A 17361-nucleotide genomic window follows, 5' to 3' on the forward strand; every position below is an offset into this window, starting at 1 on the left:
CCAGGTGGACGCCGAGACCCCCGTGCGCGTGCGCTTCGCCCCCTCGCCCACCGGCACCCCCCACGTGGGGCTGATCCGCACCGTCCTGTTCAACTGGGGCTGGGCGCGGCACACCGGCGGCACCCTCGTGTTCCGCATCGAGGACACGGATGCCAAGCGCGACTCGGAGGAGTCCTACCAGCAGCTGCTCGAGGCGATGCGCTGGCTCGGGATCGACTGGGACGAGGGCGTCGAGGTCGGCGGCCCGCACGAGCCGTACCGTCAGTCCCAGCGCGGGCAGATCTACGCGGACGTGATCGAGAAGCTCAAGGCCGGCGGATACATCTACCCGTCCTACTCGAGCCCCGAGGAGACCGAGGCCCGTCACCGGGCCGCCGGCCGCGACCCCAAGCTCGGCTACGACGGCCACGACCGCGACCTCACGGACGAGCAGATCGCCGCCTTCGAGGCCGAGGGCCGCGCGCCGGTCTGGCGGCTGCGCATGCCGGACGAGGACATCACCTTCACCGACCTGGTGCGCGGGGAGATCACCTTCAAGGCCGGCTCCGTGCCGGACTTCGTGGTGGTGCGCGCGGACGGCTCGCCGCTGTACACCCTCGTGAACCCGGTGGACGACGCGCTCATGGGCATCACCCACGTGCTGCGCGGCGAGGACCTGCTCTCCTCCACTCCGCGCCAGATCGCGCTCTACCGCGCCCTGTACGCGATCGGCGTCGCCCGGTACATGCCGGTGTTCGGCCACCTGCCCTACGTGATGGGCGAGGGCAACAAGAAGCTGTCCAAGCGCGATCCGCAGGCCAACCTGTTCCTGCACCGGGACAACGGCTTCATCCCGGAGGGCCTGCTGAACTACCTCGGCCTGCTGGGCTGGTCCCTCTCCGCGGACGAGGACATCTTCACCCCGCAGCAGTTCGTGGAGCACTTCGACGTGCACAAGGTGCTGGCCAACCCCGCCCGCTTCGACGAGAAGAAGGCGATCGCGATCAACGGCACGCACGTGCGCATGCTCGACGTGGCCGACTTCCGCGACCGTCTCGTGCCCTACCTGCACGCGGCCGGCCTCGTGGGCGAGCACCTGACGGAGCGGGAGATGCAGATCCTCACCGCCGCGGCCCCGCTCGTGCAGGAGCGCGTGCAGCTGCTCGGCGAGGCCGTCGAGATGCTCGCCTTCCTCTTCACGGCGGACCGGGACGTCCGGACGGCCGAGGGCGCCCTCAAGGGCATGCCGGCGGACCTGGGGGCCGCCGTCGCCGCGGCCCGGGAGGCGCTGGCCGCCCTGCCCGAAGACGAGTTCACCACCGAGCGGATCGAGGCGGCGCTGCGGGCCGCCCTCATCGACGGCCTGGGCCTCAAGCCGCGCCAGGCGTTCGGCCCCGTGCGCGTCGCGGTGACCGGCCGCAAGGTGTCCCCGCCGCTCTTCGAGTCGCTCGAGATCCTGGGCCGCGACTCCGCGCTCGCCCGCCTGGACCGCTTCGCCGCGGAGCAGGGCCTGGACCAGGACCGGCCCACCGACGCATGAGCCGGGGCGCCAGCACGACGCCGGCCGGCGGGTCCGCGGGCGCGCCCGCGCCGCCGGCCTGGGACGCCGTCCTCTTCGACCTGGACGACACGCTGCTGGATCTGCGCTCCGCCCAGCACGCCGCGTTCGACGCGACGGTGCGCCGGCAGTGGGCCGGGGCCGCCGACGTCGACCCGGCGGTGCTGGCTGAGGCCACCGACGCCTTCGCGTCCGACGCCGGCGGCCACTACGGGCGCTACGTGGCCGGGGAGCTGACGTTCGAGGAGCAGCGGCTGGCCCGCGTGGCCGACGCCCTGCGCGCGCTCGGCGTGCCCGAGGACGCGGCGACCCCGCTCGACGGCCTGTGGACCACCGACTACGAAGAGGTCGTGCGCGGGCACTGGGCGCTGTTCCCCGCGACCGTCGACGTCCTCGCCGAGGTGCGGGGAACAGGCCGTGGCGTGGGGATCGTCACGAACAACGTGGAGGCCTACCAGCGCGGCAAGGCCGACGCCCTCGGTCTGGAGTGGGTCGAGGTGCTGATCGGCTCGGACACGGCCGGGGCCCCGAAGCCGGACCCGGCCCCCTTCCTGGCCGGCTGCTCCCGCCTGGGCACGGACCCGGGACGCACCCTCATGGTGGGGGACAGCCTGCGTCACGACGTCGAGGGGGCCCGGTCGGCGGGGCTCGTTCCGGTGTGGATGAGCCCCGACGCCCCCGCCCTCGGCGGGGCGGAGGAGCCGCTCTGGGACGAGGAGCACGCATGCTGGCGGATGCGGGCGATCGGCGGGCTGCGGACCTGGCTGGCGGCCTGACCCGCCGATTTTGCACACGTCGCCCGGAGGGTGTAGAGTTCTTACTCGTTGCCGGAGAGATCCGGGAACACCGAGCTCATGAATATGATGCACATCGGTCAGGCATGCTTGACCGACAGTGGGGTATGGTGTAATTGGCAACACAACGGTTTCTGGTACCGTCATTCTAGGTTCGAGTCCTGGTACCCCAGCGAGTCTTCGGACTCAGTGAACGCGCACGGGCGGAGACGCTCGGACGTGGCGCACGGCCCCATCGTATAGCGGCCTAGTACGCCGCCCTCTCACGGCGGTAACGCGGGTTCAAATCCCGCTGGGGTCACGCAGTCGCCGCCCGGTCCTCGGACCGGAACGGCACGGGCGGATGAACGCATCCGTCGCCTGAACAGGAGACGCAGGCGCAGCAGAAGGTCTCCACGGCATCGCTTCCGCACACGCGGACAGCGCGCTCGGCCCCATCGTATAGCGGCCTAGTACGCCGCCCTCTCACGGCGGTAACGCGGGTTCAAATCCCGCTGGGGTCACCCGAGTGACAGGAAGCCCGGTCCCTGCGGACCGGGCTTCCGTCGTCTCCGTCCGCCGGGCCAACGGGATGGGCGGCCGGCGCGCGCCCGTGAGACGATGGCCCACGTGCCACACACGGATCAGAACGCCCCAGACCTCGGCGTCGACACGGCCGTCCGCCGCGTGCGCGAGCACCTCGCCGCGCTCGAGCTGCCCTTCGAGACCGTCACCGCAGGGCAGGACCGCGCCGAGCGAGAGCGCACCCTGCACCAGATCGACGACTACGTGCTGCCCCGCCTCGACTCGCTCGACGCGCCGCTGCTGGCCGTCGTCGGCGGCTCCACCGGTGCGGGCAAGTCTACGCTGGTGAACGCGCTCGTCGGCCACGAGGTCTCCCGCTCCTCCGCCCTGCGGCCCACCACGCGGCAGCCGCTGCTGCTGCACAACCCCGCCGACGCCCACTGGTTCACGGGCCCGCGGGTGCTGCCCGACCTCGCCCGCGTCAGCGTGCACCGCGACGCGGCCGCCGGCCCCGTCGAACCCGACCAGTCCGCGATGGACACGGTCGCGCTCGTGGCCGAGCCCGCACTGCCGTCAGGCATCGCCCTCGTGGACGCCCCGGACATCGACTCCGTGGCGGACCAGAACCGCGCGCTGGCCCGGCAGCTCCTCGAAGCCGCCGACCTGTGGATCTTCACGACGACGGCGCACCGCTACGCCGACGCCGTGCCCTGGCAGCTGCTGGACGAGGCCGCCGCCCGCGACATCACCGTGGCCGTCGTGCTCGGCCGCGTGCCCGAGGGCGCGGCGGAGGACATCACCCCGGACCTGCGGCGCATGCTCACCGAGCGCGGCCTCGCCGACGCCCGGATCCACGTGATCCCCGAGACCCGCTTCGACGAGCGCGGTCTGCTCCCGCAGGAGCACGTCGCGGGCCTGCGCGCCTGGCTCGAGACCCTCGCCGCCGACGCCCAGGCGCGCGGCGCTGTCGCCCGCCGGACCGTGGACGGCGTGCTGGGCCAGCTGGCCGCCCGCGTCGCCGACCTGGCCCGCGCCGAGGAGGAGCAGCGGCATGCCGCGGACCTGCTCGCCCGGATCGTGGGGGACTCCACGGACCAGGCCGTCGGCCGGGTCCGTGAGGCCACCTCGGACGGCACGCTGCTGCGCGGCGAGGTGCTCTCCCGCTGGCAGGACTTCGTCGGCACGGGGGAGTTCTTCCGCGGCGTCGAGACCACGATCGGCCGGCTGCGGGACCGCCTCGGCGCCCTCGTGCGCGGGCGCCCGGCCCCGCCCGAAGAGGTCGAGACCGCGCTCGAGACCGGCCTGCACGCCGTGATGGTCGAGGCGGCTGCCGCGGCCGCCGAGCAGATCGAGCGGCGTTGGGCGTCCGAGCCGGCGGGCCGGGCCCTCGTGGCCGGGCGCGACCTGGGCGCCCTGGCGCCGGACACGTCGGCGCGGGCGGCCGACGTCGTGCGGGACTGGCAGTCGGACGTCTTGGCACTGGTCCAGGAGGAGGGCGCGGGCAAGCGCACGCGCGCCCGCCTGGCGGCCACCGGCGTGAACGGCGCGGCCGTGGCCCTCATGATCATCTCGTTCGCCTCCACCGGCGGACTCGCGGGCATCGAGGTCGGCATCGCCGGCGGCGCCGCCGTCGTCGGTCAGAAGCTGCTCGAGTCGATCTTCGGCGAGGACGCCGTGCGCCGCATGGCCCGGCGGGCCGATGAGCTGCTCGAGCGCCGCCTGCGGGCCTTCCTCGAGACCGTGCTCGCGGACCGCTTCCTGCCGCTGCTCCACCTCGAACGCGAGCCGCAGGCCACCGAGGAGCTGCGCGCCCTCGAGCCGGTGCTGCGCCGCGGGGTGGCCGCCGGCGTCGACGGCCCGACCGGGCCCGAGCACGCCCCGTCCGCCGCCGAGGCGGGGGAGGAGCCCCGATGAGCCGCCGCGACACCCCCGCCCTGGCCCCCCGCCTGGACGCCCTCGGCGAGGCCGCCGAACTGGCCGCGGGCCGCCTGCCCGAGGACGTCGTGGCCGGGGCCGACGCCGTCGTGCGCGCGGCCGGGGAGCGCCAGGCACTCTCCGCGGAGCACACCGTGGTCGGGTTCTTCGGGGCGACGGGCTCCGGCAAGTCCTCCCTGTTCAACGCGCTCACCGGCCGCAACCTGGCCCGCGTGGCCGCCACCCGGCCCACCACGTCCGAGCCGCTCGCCGCGGTCTGGGGCGTGGGCCGGGGACAGGGGCTGGACCCGGACGCGGAGCACGGCGACGGCACCAGCGAGGGCGGCGGCGCGGCCGCCCTGCTCGACTGGCTCGGCGTGCGCCGCCGCCACCTGCTGGACGAGGCGCCCGTGCTCGACGACGGCCGCCCCGGCTTCCTCGGCGTCGGCCGCCGTGACGGCGCCGACGCCACCGGCCTGATCCTGCTGGACCTGCCGGACATCGACTCGGTCGAGCGGGGCAACCGCGAGATCACCTCCCGGCTGGCCGGCCACGTGGACGTGCTGGTGTGGGTCGTGGACCCGGAGAAGTACGCGGACGCTGTGCTGCACCGCGAGTTCCTGGCGACCATGGGCTCGCACGCGGCCGTGACCCTCGTGCTGCTCAACCAGGTGGACCGGCTCTCGGTGCGTGACCGGGACGTCGTGCTGGCCTCGCTGCGCCGGATGCTCTCGGGGCACGGCCTCGGCGATGTCAGGGTGCTGCCCGTGTCCGCGCGCACGGGGGAGGGCCTCGAGGAGGTCGGCCGGCAGGTCGCGGCGATCGTCGCCCAGCGCGGCGCGGCCGCCGAACGCCTGGGCGCGGACGTCGCGGCCCGTGCCGCGGACCTCGCCGCCGCCTCGGGCGAGGGCGAGCCGGCCGGCGTCGGGCCCGGGGACGAGCAGCGGCTCGGGCGCGAGCTGGCCGTGGCCGGCGGCGTGCCGGCCGTCGTCCGGGCGGTCGAGGGCTCGTACCGGCTGCGCTCGGCCAAGCGCACCAGCTGGCCCGTGCTGCGCTGGATGCACTCCTTCCGCGCGGACCCCCTGCGGCGCCTGCACCTGATGCCCGAGAGCGCCGCCCCCCGCCGCGACCGGGACGAGGTCGCCCGCGACCCCGCGCTGCACCGCACCTCCCTGCCCGAGCGCTCGGGCACCCAGCGGGCCGTCGTCGACGGCGCGGTCCGCACGCTGGCCGCCGCGGCCGGCGCGGGAGCCTCCGAGTCGTGGGCCGCCGCCATCCGCCGCGCGGGCCGGGAGCACGCCGAGGAGCTCCCCGGCGCCGTGGACCAGGCGATCGCCGCCACCGACCTCGGGGCAGGTCGGGGCAGCTGGTGGCACCCCGTGCTCGACGTGCTGCAGTGGCTCGCCCTCCTCACCGCCGTCGTCGGCGCCGGCTGGCTGGGCGTCCTCGCCCTGGCCGGGTACCTGCAGTTCCCCCTGCCACCCGCGCCCACGGTCGAGGGCTTCCCCCTCCCGACCCTGCTGCTCGTCGGCGGCCTCGCGCTCGGCGTGCTGCTGGCCCTGCTGGCGATCCCCCTGACCCGGTGGACCGCCGCGGCGCGGGGACGCCGCGCGCGCCGCCGCCTCGAGGAGGCGACCACCGACGTCGGCCGACGGCTCGTCGTCGACCCGGTGCGCGCCGAGGTGGACCGCTTCCACGCCTTCCGCGACGCCCTCGCCCGGGCCTCCGGCGTCCCGGTCCGGCGGGGCCGCCGATGACGGTGCGCGACCCCGCGGCCGCGGCGGGGGCGACCGTCGGCGACCTCACGGAGGCCGAGCTGCTGGAGGTCGTCCTGACCGGGCTCGCTCCCGCCGTCCGGGACGGCCACTGGCCCGCCGGCACCGTCGCCCCGGGCGACGACGCCGCCCTCGTGCCCGCGCCCCGCGGCGGGACGCTCATCTCCACCGACGCGATGGGGGAGGGCACGGACTTCCTGCACCGCTGGCCCGCCGGCCCCCGCACCCGCGGCCACGACGCCGGCTGGAAGGCCGTCGCCCAGAACCTCTCGGACGTCAACGCGATGGGCGGGACCGCCTCCGCGCTCGTCACCGCCCTCACCCTGCCGCCGACGACGCCGGTCGCCTGGGTGCGGTCGTTCGCCGCGGGCATCGTGGGCGCGGTGCGTCACCTCGGCGCGCCGGACTGCCGGGTGGCCGGGGGCGACCTGGGCACCGGCGGACGGGTCCACGCCGCGGTGACGGTGCTCGGGGACCCGCACCCCGGCGGAGAGCTGTGCCGCACGCCGGCCGCGGCGGACCGGGACCGCGTGCTCGCCGAGGGCGCCGACCTCGTCCATGCCCAGGCGGTGCCGGACGGTCCCCGGGCCGCCGCGCCTCCGGGGCCGGGGTGGGCCGCCGCCGGGCTCACCCTGCTGCTCACCGACCGCGCGGAGCTGGAGCGACGGGCGGACGCCCTCCCCGCCGCCGACCGGCCGTCACCGCGGGAGCTCGCCCGCGCCGTCCGCGCCCAGCTGCGACCCCGCCCGCCGCTGGCCCTCGGGCCCGCCGCGGTGACGGCCGGCCTGCTCACCCTCATGGACGTCTCCGACGGCCTGGGCAAGGACGCGCACCGCATGGCGGCCGCCACCGGCGGGGCCGACTCCGCGCCGGCACCGTGGCTGGACGAGGCCTGGCTGGCGGAGGCCGCCGCACCCCTGCGCCGCGTGGCCGCCCTGGCCGGGACCAGTCCGGAGGCGCTCGTGACCGGCGGGGGCGAGGACTACGGCCTCCTGGGGCTGGCGTGGCCCGAGACCGAGCTGCCCCGGGGGTTCACGCGGATCGGCCGGCTCGTGCCGGCCGGGGCCCGGCCGCCGGCCGGGCACCGGCCCCTGTCCGAGTCCGGCTGGGACCCGTTCGCCGGCTGAGCGCCCAGGCCGGAGTCCGCGGGCGGGTCAGGCCGCGCGGAGGAGTCGCTCCGGGTCGAAGCGGTGGCCGAGGCCGATGACGTCCCACCCGTGCTCGCGCCACGCGGCGACGTCCAGGACGTTGCGCCCGTCGATCAGCAGGCGGGAGGCCACGCGTGCGCCCACGGCGTCCGGATCCATCTCGCGGAACTGGCGCCACTCGGTCAGCAGCAGGGTCAGCTCGGCGCCGTCCACGGCCGCCTCGAGCGAGTCCACGTAGTCGAGCCGCGGGAAGCGGGCGGCCGCGTTGGCGTTGCCCTCGGGGTCGTACACCCGGACGTCGGCGCCGGCCGTGTAGAGACGGTTGGCGACGTCGAGGGCGGGGGAGTCCCGGACGTCGTCGGAGTCCGGCTTGAACGTGACGCCCAGCACGGCGATCCGCGTGCCGTTGAGCACCTGCACGCTCGCGGGGGTGGGGGCGGTCCCGGAGGCGTCGGCCCGGCGGACGCGGCCGTCGCGAGCCGCGGAGAGCACCTGCACCGCCAGGTCCACCACGCGGTCACGGCGGCGCAGGTTGATGTCGTCCACCTCCGCCAGGAACCGCATGGTCCGGTCCAGGCCCAGCTCGGAGACGCGGGCCTGGAGCGCTCGGATGTCCTTGGGCAGGCAGCCGCCCCCGAAGCCCACGCCCGCGTTGAGGAACCGGCGTCCGATCCGCGCGTCGTGGCCGATCGCGTCCGCGAGGGTGCCGATGTCCCCGCCCACGTTCTCGGTGATCTCCGAGAACGCGTTGATGAACGAGATCTTCGTGGCCAGGAAGGCGTTGGCGGCCACCTTCACCAGCTCGGCCGTCTCGAGGTCCGTGCTGATCCACGGGGTGTCGGCCGCGAGCTGCCGCGCGTAGACGCGGCGCAGGATGCCCTCGGCGCGGGGCCCGTGCGTGCCGATGACGAGGCGGTCCGGGGTGAGCGTGTCCCTCACGGCGAAGCCCTCCCGGAGGAACTCGGGGTTCCAGGCGAGCTCGACCTCGCCCGGCAGTCCGGCCTCGGCGCGCACGGTGCGCACGAGCTCGGCCAGGCGGCGCGCGGTGCCCACGGGCACGGTCGACTTGCCGACGATCAGCGCGTCGCGGTCGATCGCCGCGGCGAGGGAGGCGACGGCGGCGTCCACATAGCTCAGGTCCGCCGCGGTCTCGCCCACCTTCTGCGGGGTGCCGACGCCGATGAAGTGGACGTCCGCCCAGCGGGCCGCCTCCGCGACGTCGGTGGTGAAGCGCAGCCGCCCGGAGGCGACGTGGGTGCGCAGCAGCTCGGGCAGGCCGGGTTCGTGGAAGGGCACCTCGCCGCGGGCCAGGCGCTCGATCTTGGCCGGGTCCACGTCCACGCCGAGGACCTCGAAGCCCAGCTCGGCCATGCAGGCGGCGTGTGTGGCGCCCAGATAGCCCGTGCCGATCACGGACAGCCGCGGCGCGGCCTCCTGCTCGGCGGGGGCGGCGGGCGCGGTCGTCTCGGTCACAGCGGACTCCTCGGTGGTGCGGGGGGCGGCGGTCGGGGACCTGGTTGACGCTAGGCCCCGCGGGTGAACGCGGGAAGAACGGGGTGTCTCCGCGGCGCGTCCCGTCGGTGGCGCGGGCGGGCCTCAGGCCTCGCCGGCGCGGATGAGCTCGGTGAGCCGCGTCGCGGCGGAGACGACGGCGTCCGCGTGCAGCCGGCCCGGCTGCCGGGAGAGCCGTTCGAGGGGGCCGGAGATCGAGACCGCCGCGATGACGCGTCCGCTGGGGCCGCGCACCGGTGCGGACACCGAGGCGACCCCGGGCTCGCGCTCGGCCAGGGACTGGGCCCAGCCGCGCCGCCGCACCGCCGCGAGGACGGTGGGTGTGAACACGGCGCCGGCCAGCCCCTCGACGAGCCGCTCGTGGTCCTCCCAGGCCAGGAGCACCTGCGCGGCGGAGCCGGCCTTCATGGACATGCGGGCGCCCACGGGGATGGTGTCGCGCAGGCCCCAGGGCCGCTCCGCGCTGGCCACGCACACGCGGGAGTCCGCCTGCCGACGGAACACCTGGGCACTCTCTCCCGTGGCGTCGCGCAGCCACAGCAGCACCGGACCGGAGGCCGTGGTGAGCCGGTCCTCGCCGGCGGCGGAGGCGAGCTCGGCCAGGCGGGTGCCCAGCACGTAGCGGCCCTGCAGGTCCTTGCCCACCATGCGGTGGTGCGTGAGGGCGGCCGCGAGCCGGTGCAGCGTGGGCCGCGCGATCCCGGTGGCGGTGACGAGCTGGGCGAGCGTGGCCGGGCCGGACTCGAGCGCGTCGAGGATCGCCACCGACTTGTCCACCACGCCGACGCCGCTGGGATGCCGGTGGAGCGAGGGGCCGATGAGGTCGTCCTCGGTGGGCGGGCGCACGGGCTCGGTGGTCATGGGGTGATCGTAGTCGTCTCACTGCTCGGACGGACCGGGGGTGTCGGTGTGCGTCGCATGTGACCGGGCCGGCCGGGGCCAGGTCCGGCATGTGAGACGAAATCTCACGATATGGAATATCGCGCCGCGTGGTCGAGAACGGCCCCGCCGCGCCCCACAGTGGTCCGTGAGCACCGGCGCCCCGCGCCGGGCGACGACCGACAGGTGCGTGAGCAGGAAGGTGCGGCACATGACGACGGCGACGACGCGGCCCAGGACGCTGGCCGAGAAGGTCTGGGACGAACACGTGGTGGTGCGTGGCGAGGGCGGGGGCGCCTCCCGCACCCCCGACCTGCTCTACATCGACCTGCACCTCGTGCACGAGGTGACGAGCCCGCAGGCCTTCGAGGGGCTGCGTCTGGCCGGGCGTCCGGTGCGCCGGCCCGACCTGACCATCGCCACGGAGGACCACAACACCCCGACGCTGGACATCGACCAGCCGATCGCGGATGCCACCTCGCGCACGCAGATCGAGACCCTGCGGGCCAACTGCGCCGAGTTCGGCGTCCGCCTGCACCCGTTGGGCGACGCCGAGCAGGGCATCGTCCACGTCGTCGGCCCCCAGCTGGGTCTGACCCAGCCCGGCCTCACCGTGGTCTGCGGCGATTCCCACACCTCCACCCACGGCGCGTTCGGCGCCCTGGCGTTCGGCATCGGCACCTCCGAGGTCGAGCACGTCCTGGCCACCCAGACCCTGCCGCTGAAGCCCTTCAAGACCATGGCGGTCACCGTGGACGGCACGCTGCGCCCGGGTGTGACGGCCAAGGACATCATCCTCGCGGTCATCGCGAAGATCGGCACGGGCGGGGGCCAGGGCTTCGTGCTCGAGTACCGCGGTGAGGCCATCCGGAACCTCTCCATGGAGGGCCGGATGACCATCTGCAACATGTCCATCGAGGCCGGCGCCCGCGCCGGCATGGTCGCCCCGGACGAGACCACCTTCGCCTACCTGAAGGGCCGTCCCCATGCCCCCGAGGGCGACGACTGGGATGCCGCCGTCGAGCACTGGCGCACCCTCGCCACGGACGAGGGTGCCGAGTTCGACGCCGAGGTGGTCATCGACGCGGACACGCTGGAGCCGTTCGTCACGTGGGGCACCAACCCGGGGCAGGGCGTGAGCCTGAACGACACCGTCCCCGCGCCCGAGGACTTCGCCGACCCGGTGGCCCAGGAGGCGGCCCGCAAGGCACTGTCCTACATGGACCTGGCCCCCGGCACCCCGATGAAGCAGGTCGAGGTCGACACCGTGTTCATGGGCTCGTGCACCAACTCCCGCATCGAGGACCTGCGGGCGTTCGCCGAGGTCGTCCGGGGCCGACGCAAGGCCGAGGGGCTGCGCGTCATGGTCGTGCCGGGCTCGGCGCGCGTGCGTCTGCAGGCCATGGACGAGGGCCTGGACAGGGTGTTCGAGGACTTCGGGGCCGAGTGGCGGTTCGCCGGCTGCTCCATGTGCCTGGGCATGAACCCGGACCAGCTCTCCCCGGGGGAGCGCTGCGCGTCCACCTCCAACCGCAACTTCGAGGGCCGGCAGGGCAAGGGCGGGCGCACCCACCTGGTGTCCCCGGTGGTCGCCGCGGCCACCGCCGTGCTGGGCCGCCTCGCCAGCCCGTCCGACCTGCCCGCCCTCACCCCCCAGGAGGCCTGAGCCATGGAGAAGTTCACCACCCACACCGGCGTCGGCGTGCCGCTGCGCGCCTCGAACGTGGACACGGACCAGATCATCCCGGCCGTGTACCTCAAGCGGATCTCCCGCACGGGCTTCGAGGACGCCCTGTTCGCCGGCTGGCGCCAGGACCCCGACTTCATCCTGAACACCGAGCCGTTCAGCGGAGGCACCGTGCTCGTGGCGGGCTCGGACTTCGGCACCGGCTCCTCGCGCGAACACGCCGTGTGGGCGCTCAAGGACTACGGCTTCCGCGCCGTGATCTCCCCGCGCTTCGCGGACATCTTCCGCGGCAACTCCGCCAAACAGGGGCTCGTCGCGGCCCAGGTGGAGCAGGAGGACGTCGAGCGCATCTGGAAGGAGCTGGAGAACCGTCCCGGGACCCCGGTCACCGTGGACCTCGTCACACGCACCGTCGAGTGCGGGGATGTGACCGCCCCCTTCCAGATCGACGACGACACCCGTCACCGGCTGCTCGAGGGCCTGGACGACATCGCCGTCACCCTGGGGCACCAGGCCGAGATCGACGCCTACGAGGCGGACCGCCCCGCGTACAAGCCCACCACCCTGCCGGCCCGCACGGCCGGCTGACCGGCCGCCGCCGGGAGCGCACCATTGCCGCGCGTGCCCGGCGACGCCCTATGCTGGGAGGCGATTCCGGGACCGCCCGCCGCACACGGCGGGCGGTCCCGTTCAGAGACCTCCCCGCTCCGGCGGAGTGGCCGAGACCGTGGCCCTGCGGCCGCGCTGAGGAAGGACGCGCATGGCGAAGCTCTTGACCATCCATGGCGGCAAGCCGCTGACCGGTGAGGTGACCGTGCGCGGCGCCAAGAACCTGGTGCCCAAGGCCATGGTGGCCGCCCTGCTCGGCAACTCGCCGTCCGTGCTCCGGAACATCCCCGAGATCAAGGACGTGGACGTCGTCAGCTCCCTCCTCGAGATCCACGGCGTGTCCGTGGAGTGGGACAAGGAGACCGGGCGGATCACGATGGACCCGGCCGGGGTGAAGTCGGCCCTGACCGCCGAGATCGACGCCCACGCCGGCGACTCGCGCATCCCGATCCTCTTCTGCGGCCCGCTCATGCACGCGATCGGGGAGGCCTTCATCCCCGACCTCGGCGGCTGCAAGATCGGCGACCGCCCGATCGACTACCACCTGGCCGTGCTGCGCAACTTCGGCGCCGTCGTGGACAAGCGCCCGGGCGGCATCTCCATCTCCGCCCCCAAGGGCCTGCACGGCGCCAAGCTCGAGCTGCCGTACCCCTCCGTCGGAGCCACCGAGCAGGTGCTGCTGACCGCTGTGAAGGCCGAGGGCATCACCGAGCTCAAGGGCGCCGCCGTCGAGCCGGAGATCCACGACCTCATCGCCGTCCTGCAGAAGATGGGCGCGATCATCACCGTGCAGACGGACCGCACCATCCGCATCGAGGGCGTGAGCGAGATGCGCGGCTACAACCACATCGCGCTGCCCGACCGCAACGAGTCCGCCTCGTGGGCCTCCGCCGCCCTGGCCACCCGGGGGGACATCTACGTCCGCGGCGCCGAGCAGCGCGACCTGACGGCGTTCCTGAACACCTACCGCAAGATCGGCGGCGAGTTCGACGTCGTCGACGACGGCATCCGGTTCTGGCACGCCGGCGGCGATCTCAACCCGCTCGTGCTCGAGACGGACGTGCACCCCGGCTTCATGACCGACTGGCAGCAGCCCCTCGTGGTGGCGCTGACCCAGGCCAAGGGGGTCTCCATCGTGCACGAGACCGTGTACGAGAACCGCTTCGGCTTCACCGACGCCCTCGTGCGGATGGGCGCCTCCATCCAGCTGCACCGCGAGTGCCTCGGCTCCGTGCCGTGCCGCTTCGGTCAGCGCAACTTCCTGCACTCGGCCGTGATCTCCGGCCCGACGCCGCTGCATGGCGTCGAGTTCGACATCCCGGACCTGCGCGGCGGCTTCTCCCACCTGATCGCCGCCCTCACCGCCGAGGGCACCTCCACGGCGACGGGCCTGGAGATCATCAACCGCGGCTACGAGCACTTCATGGCGAAGCTCGAGGGCCTCGGCGCCGACGTCGAGCTGACCGAACGCGACCGGTGAGCGGCGTGGACGCGCAGAGCCCTGCCGCCGCGGGGGGTCGTCCGACGCGTACCGCGCGGGCCCCCTACGTGATCCCGGGGGTGATCGTGCGACCGGCGATGCGGGCCCTCGTCCGCCAGGTGTGGGAGGGGACCGAGCACCTGCCCGAGACCGGCGCGATCCTCGCCGTCAACCACATCTCGGAGGTGGACCCGCTCTCCGTGGCCCACATGGTCTACAACCAGGGCCTGCTGCCGACCTTCCTCGCCAAGGCCGAGCTCTGGAAGGTGCCCGTGCTCAAGCAGGTCCTCGAGGCCACCCGCATGATCCCGGTCGAGCGCACCCGCGACGGCGGCCGCTCGCTCGCCGCCGCCCGCGAGGCCGTCGCCACGGGCCGGGCGATCATCGTCTACCCGGAGGGCACCGTCACCCGCGATCCCGACGGCTGGCCCATGGCCGGGCGCAACGGGGCCGTGCGCCTCGCCCTGCAGACCGGCGCCCCGCTCATCCCCGTCGGTCAGTGGGGCATCCAGGAACTGCTGCCGTACGGCGGCCGCTCCCTCCGCGTCCTCCCGCGCAAGACCGCCCGGATCCGGGTCGGCGCGCCCGTCGACCTCGCGGACCTGCGGGACCGCCCCGTGACGGCGGCGACCCTGCGCGAGGGCACCGGCCGCATGATGGCCGCGATCACCGACCTGGTCGCCGAGCTGCGCGGAGAACCGGCCCCGGAGGGCCGCTGGGACCCCACGACGGGACGGCGGGTGACCGGGGCATGAGCGATCCGCGCACCGTCGCCGTCCTCGGGGCCGGCAGCTGGGGGTCGGCCTTCGCCCGCGTCCTGGGCCTGAGCACCAGTCCCGAGTCCGCCCGCGCGTCCGAGATCGTGATGTGGTCCCGGCGGGCCGAGGTCGCCGAGGCCATCACCGAGCGACACGAGAACCCCGAGTACCTGCCCGGCATCACGCTGCCCACCTGCGTGCGCGCCGTCACCGACGCCGCCGAGGCGGTCCGGGGCGCCGGCGTCGTGGTGGTGGCCGTGCCCGCGCAGCATGTGCGCGAGACGCTGCGCACCGTGCGCGCCGACCTGGCCCCGGACGCCGTCGTGGTCTCCCTCGTCAAGGGCCTCGAGCGCGGCACCGACGCGCGGATGTCGCAGGTCTGCGCGGCGGAGCTGGGCCTCAGCCCGGACCGGTTCGCGGTGGTCTCCGGACCCAACCTCGCCCTTGAGATCGCGCGCGGCGAGCCCACCGCCACGGTGGTCGCCTCGGCCTCGCGCGCGACGGCGGAGCGCATCGCCGCCCTCACGGCCGGCCGGACCTTCCGGCCCTACACGAACACGGACGTCGTGGGCGTGGAGATCGGCGGCGTGGTGAAGAACGTCATCGCGCTCGCCGTGGGCATCTGCGACGGGCAGGGGCTGGGGGACAACTCCAAGGCCTCCGTCATCACCCGGGGCCTGGCCGAGACCACCCGGCTGGCCGTCGCGCTCGGCGGCGACCCGGCCACCATGGCCGGGCTCGCCGGCCTGGGCGACCTCGTCGCCACGTGCGCCTCGCCCCTCTCCCGCAACCGCACGGCCGGCCGCCACATCGGCACCGGCCTCAGCGCGGAGGAGGCGGTGGCCGCCATGAGCCAGACGGCCGAGGGCATCAAGTCCGTCTCCGCCATCGTGCACGCCGCCCGCGCCCACGGTGTGGAGATGCCCATCAGCGAGCTGATGGACCGGGTGGTCGCCGGGGACGTGGCCGTGGACCGCCTCGCCGAGCTGCTGCTCGCCCGTGACCTGAAGTCGGAAGGACGCACCGCATGACCGCCACCCCCGCCCCGAAGGCCGCCGCCGGCGCGCGTCCCCGCGTGCTCCTGCTCTTCGGCGGCCGCTCGAGCGAGCACCCCATCAGCTGCGTGACCGCGGCGGGCGTGCTGCACGCGGCCGACCGTCAGCGCTGGGACGTCGTGCCGGTGGGTGTGGCCCGCTCCGGCCTGTGGTCGCACGACGAGCTGGACGTGGCCTCGTTCCGCCTGGACGGCGACGTCCTGCCGGAGGTGCCGGAGCCCGAGGCCCCGGTGAGCCTGCGCGCCCTGCCGGACGGCACCGTCGAGCTGACCGCGGCCGACGGCTCCTCGCTGGGCCCCGTGGACGTCGTGTTCCCGCTGCTGCACGGCCCCTGGGGTGAGGACGGCACCCTCCAGGGCATGTTCGAGTCGCTGGGTCTGCCCTACGTCGGCTGCGGCGTGCTCGCCTCCGCGGTCGGCATGGACAAGCACTTCATGAAGGTCGCCTTCCAGGCCGCCGGCCTCGAGGTCGGCCCGTGGGAGACCATCACCGCCCGCGACTGGGCGCGCGATCCGGAGGCGGCCCTCGCCCGCGCCGGGGCGCTCGCCTACCCGCTGTTCGTCAAGCCCGCCCGCGCCGGCTCGTCCTTCGGCATCACCCGCGTCACCGAGCCCGCGGGTCTGCGCGCCGCCGTCGAGGAGGCCCGTCGCTTCGACCCCAAGGTCGTGGTGGAGGCGGGCATCGTCGGCCGCGAGATCGAGTGCGCCGTCCTCGACGGGCACGGCGCCGCCGCCCCGCGCGCCTCGCTGCCGGGGGAGATCGTCGTGGCCCACGACGAGGGCGAGACGCAGTTCTACGACTTCGAGTCGAAGTACCAGGACACCGGCAGCACCCAGCTGTCCTGCCCGGCCGAGCTGCCGGAGGAGGAGATCGAGCGACTGCGCGCCCTGGCGATCCGCGCCTTCGAGGCCGTGGACGGGTCCGGCCTCGGCCGCTGCGACTTCTTCTTCACCCCGGACGGGCGCTGGGTGGTCAACGAGATCAACACCATGCCGGGCTTCACGCCCATCAGCATGTACCCGGCCATGTGGGAGCGGACGGGCCTGTCCTACGACGATCTGATCTCGGAGCTGCTGGACCTCGCCCTCGAGCGGGGCGTCGGCCTGCACTGACGCGGCCCGCGCCGGTCTCAGCCGACGGGTGTGGCGTCCTGCACGCTGACGCAGCCGCCGCTGGGCTCGATCTGCGCGACCGCCGAGGACAGGCCCACCATCACGGTGTCCGAGCTGGCCTGGTCCTTGCCGAACAGCACCTCCACGGCCGGGTCACGGCCGTAGGTGGTGATCCGCCAGTTCTCGTCCTCGTCCCGGACGACCCAGTCGATCCCGTCCACGGAGATGCAGCGGTCCGTGGTGGGGCCGGGGACCTCGGCGCCGCAGCGCAGGACGACGGCGGCCGGGTCGCCCCACACGGCCGTCGCCTGGCTGTCGGTGGGGCGCAGGTCGAGGTCGCCCAGGGCGTCGGGCATGGCCACCATGGCCGGGGCACACGCCGGGTCAGCGGCGTGGGGCGCGGCCTCCACCGTGGCCACCCGTCCGGTGCAGGCCGTGGCGCCGAGGGCGATCGCGGTCAGGAGGGGCACGAGACGACGCAGACGGCGGGATTCCATCCGCCCAGGATACGCGCGGCGCCGGGACCCGCGGGGGCCCGTGCCCTAGCATGGGCGGGACCGTTCCCGTCCCCGCCTCAGGAGCCCACGTGAGCAGCAC

At 74.6% G+C, this 17361-nt stretch carries 14 protein-coding genes and 3 tRNA genes; 14 read left to right on the plus strand and 3 right to left on the minus strand.

The genetic code is table 11. The annotated features are described in order from the left end of the window. The first annotated feature begins 4 nt into the window (after nt 1–4). From gltX to QL983_RS05550, 8 genes are all read left to right on the plus strand, one after another. Complete coding sequence (gene gltX, locus QL983_RS05515) at nt 5–1519, plus strand: glutamate--tRNA ligase (RefSeq protein WP_290151708.1); 1515 nt, start codon at nt 5–7, stop codon at nt 1517–1519. Next, complete coding sequence (locus tag QL983_RS05520; RefSeq protein WP_290151687.1) at nt 1516–2313, plus strand: HAD family hydrolase; 798 nt, start codon at nt 1516–1518, stop codon at nt 2311–2313. The genes gltX and QL983_RS05520 overlap by 4 nt, the downstream gene beginning before the upstream one ends. A gap of 119 nt (nt 2314–2432) precedes the next feature. After that, nucleotides 2433–2504: transfer RNA gene (locus QL983_RS05525), tRNA-Gln, on the plus strand. Nucleotides 2505–2559: 55 nt separating this feature from the next. Then, nucleotides 2560–2632, plus strand: a tRNA-Glu gene (locus QL983_RS05530). A gap of 129 nt (nt 2633–2761) precedes the next feature. Then, nucleotides 2762–2834, plus strand: a tRNA-Glu gene (locus QL983_RS05535). Nucleotides 2835–2931: 97 nt separating this feature from the next. Then, on the plus strand, nt 2932–4749 hold the full coding sequence (locus tag QL983_RS05540) for a dynamin family protein (protein WP_230297462.1): 1818 nt from the start codon (nt 2932–2934) through the stop codon (nt 4747–4749). After that, nucleotides 4746–6506, plus strand: a complete 1761-nt coding sequence (locus QL983_RS05545) for a GTPase (RefSeq protein ID WP_148408248.1) — start codon at nt 4746–4748, stop codon at nt 6504–6506. The genes QL983_RS05540 and QL983_RS05545 overlap by 4 nt, the downstream gene beginning before the upstream one ends. Next, nucleotides 6503–7651, plus strand: coding sequence for a thiamine-phosphate kinase (locus QL983_RS05550; protein ID WP_216886471.1), 1149 nt, complete (start codon nt 6503–6505; stop codon nt 7649–7651). Before QL983_RS05545 ends, QL983_RS05550 begins: the two co-directional genes overlap by 4 nt. Nucleotides 7652–7678: 27 nt before the next feature. Here the strand turns inward: QL983_RS05550 and QL983_RS05555 are convergent, their stop codons facing one another. Continuing rightward, on the minus strand, nt 7679–9145 hold the full coding sequence (locus QL983_RS05555; RefSeq protein ID WP_163720888.1) for a UDP-glucose/GDP-mannose dehydrogenase family protein: 1467 nt from the start codon (nt 9143–9145) through the stop codon (nt 7679–7681). A gap of 123 nt (nt 9146–9268) precedes the next feature. Next, nucleotides 9269–10045, minus strand: a complete 777-nt coding sequence (locus QL983_RS05560) for an IclR family transcriptional regulator (RefSeq protein WP_002856418.1) — start codon at nt 10043–10045, stop codon at nt 9269–9271. Between the two features lie 229 nt (nt 10046–10274). On the opposite strand from QL983_RS05560, the gene leuC reads away from it, so the two are divergent. The 6 genes from leuC (at nt 10275) to QL983_RS05590 (ending at nt 16764) form a co-directional block, all read left to right on the plus strand. Next, the gene (gene leuC, locus QL983_RS05565) at nt 10275–11729 is read left to right on the plus strand and encodes a 3-isopropylmalate dehydratase large subunit (protein WP_230297463.1); all 1455 of its coding nucleotides are present in this window, start codon (nt 10275–10277) and stop codon (nt 11727–11729) included. Nucleotides 11730–11732: 3 nt separating this feature from the next. After that, nucleotides 11733–12338 (plus strand): 3-isopropylmalate dehydratase small subunit, encoded by a 606-nt coding sequence (gene leuD / locus QL983_RS05570; RefSeq protein WP_036338085.1) that lies wholly within the window; start codon nt 11733–11735, stop codon nt 12336–12338. Between the two features lie 172 nt (nt 12339–12510). Continuing rightward, nucleotides 12511–13839 carry a UDP-N-acetylglucosamine 1-carboxyvinyltransferase gene (murA, locus tag QL983_RS05575; RefSeq protein ID WP_002856412.1) on the plus strand — a complete coding sequence of 443 codons (1329 nt, stop codon included), beginning with the start codon at nt 12511–12513 and terminating at the stop codon, nt 13837–13839. 98 nt (nt 13840–13937) lie between these two features. Next, nucleotides 13938–14594, plus strand: coding sequence for a lysophospholipid acyltransferase family protein (locus QL983_RS05580; RefSeq protein ID WP_228070622.1), 657 nt, complete (start codon nt 13938–13940; stop codon nt 14592–14594). After that, nucleotides 14591–15628 (plus strand): NAD(P)H-dependent glycerol-3-phosphate dehydrogenase, encoded by a 1038-nt coding sequence (locus tag QL983_RS05585; protein WP_163720886.1) that lies wholly within the window; start codon nt 14591–14593, stop codon nt 15626–15628. The genes QL983_RS05580 and QL983_RS05585 overlap by 4 nt, the downstream gene beginning before the upstream one ends. Further along, nucleotides 15625–16764: a D-alanine--D-alanine ligase family protein gene (locus QL983_RS05590; protein WP_148408252.1), complete on the plus strand. Its 1140-nt coding sequence runs from the start codon at nt 15625–15627 to the stop codon at nt 16762–16764. Before QL983_RS05585 ends, QL983_RS05590 begins: the two co-directional genes overlap by 4 nt. A 17-nt stretch (nt 16765–16781) precedes the next feature. Here QL983_RS05590 and QL983_RS05595 read toward each other — a convergent pair whose 3' ends face one another. After that, nucleotides 16782–17261 carry a DUF3515 family protein gene (locus tag QL983_RS05595; RefSeq protein ID WP_044659164.1) on the minus strand — a complete coding sequence of 160 codons (480 nt, stop codon included), beginning with the start codon at nt 17259–17261 and terminating at the stop codon, nt 16782–16784. Nucleotides 17262–17361 lie beyond the last annotated feature (100 nt).

This window comes from Micrococcus sp. APC 4021, from assembly GCF_030407635.1.
In the GTDB taxonomy this organism is placed as follows: Bacteria; Actinomycetota; Actinomycetes; order Actinomycetales; family Micrococcaceae; genus Micrococcus; species Micrococcus luteus.

Coding starts and splice junctions, on each gene's coding strand:
- QL983_RS05520 (WP_290151687.1), top strand. CDS start 1,516: ATGAGCCGGGGCGCCAGCACGACGCCGGCCGGCGGGTCCGCGGGCGCG.
- QL983_RS05540 (WP_230297462.1), top strand. CDS start 2,932: ATGGCCCACGTGCCACACACGGATCAGAACGCCCCAGACCTCGGCGTC.
- QL983_RS05545 (WP_148408248.1), top strand. CDS start 4,746: ATGAGCCGCCGCGACACCCCCGCCCTGGCCCCCCGCCTGGACGCCCTC.
- QL983_RS05550 (WP_216886471.1), top strand. CDS start 6,503: ATGACGGTGCGCGACCCCGCGGCCGCGGCGGGGGCGACCGTCGGCGAC.
- QL983_RS05560 (WP_002856418.1), bottom strand. CDS start 10,045: ATGACCACCGAGCCCGTGCGCCCGCCCACCGAGGACGACCTCATCGGC.
- leuC (WP_230297463.1), top strand. CDS start 10,275: ATGACGACGGCGACGACGCGGCCCAGGACGCTGGCCGAGAAGGTCTGG.
- leuD (WP_036338085.1), top strand. CDS start 11,733: ATGGAGAAGTTCACCACCCACACCGGCGTCGGCGTGCCGCTGCGCGCC.
- murA (WP_002856412.1), top strand. CDS start 12,511: ATGGCGAAGCTCTTGACCATCCATGGCGGCAAGCCGCTGACCGGTGAG.
- QL983_RS05580 (WP_228070622.1), top strand. CDS start 13,938: ATGCGGGCCCTCGTCCGCCAGGTGTGGGAGGGGACCGAGCACCTGCCC.
- QL983_RS05585 (WP_163720886.1), top strand. CDS start 14,591: ATGAGCGATCCGCGCACCGTCGCCGTCCTCGGGGCCGGCAGCTGGGGG.
- QL983_RS05590 (WP_148408252.1), top strand. CDS start 15,625: ATGACCGCCACCCCCGCCCCGAAGGCCGCCGCCGGCGCGCGTCCCCGC.
- QL983_RS05595 (WP_044659164.1), bottom strand. CDS start 17,261: ATGGAATCCCGCCGTCTGCGTCGTCTCGTGCCCCTCCTGACCGCGATC.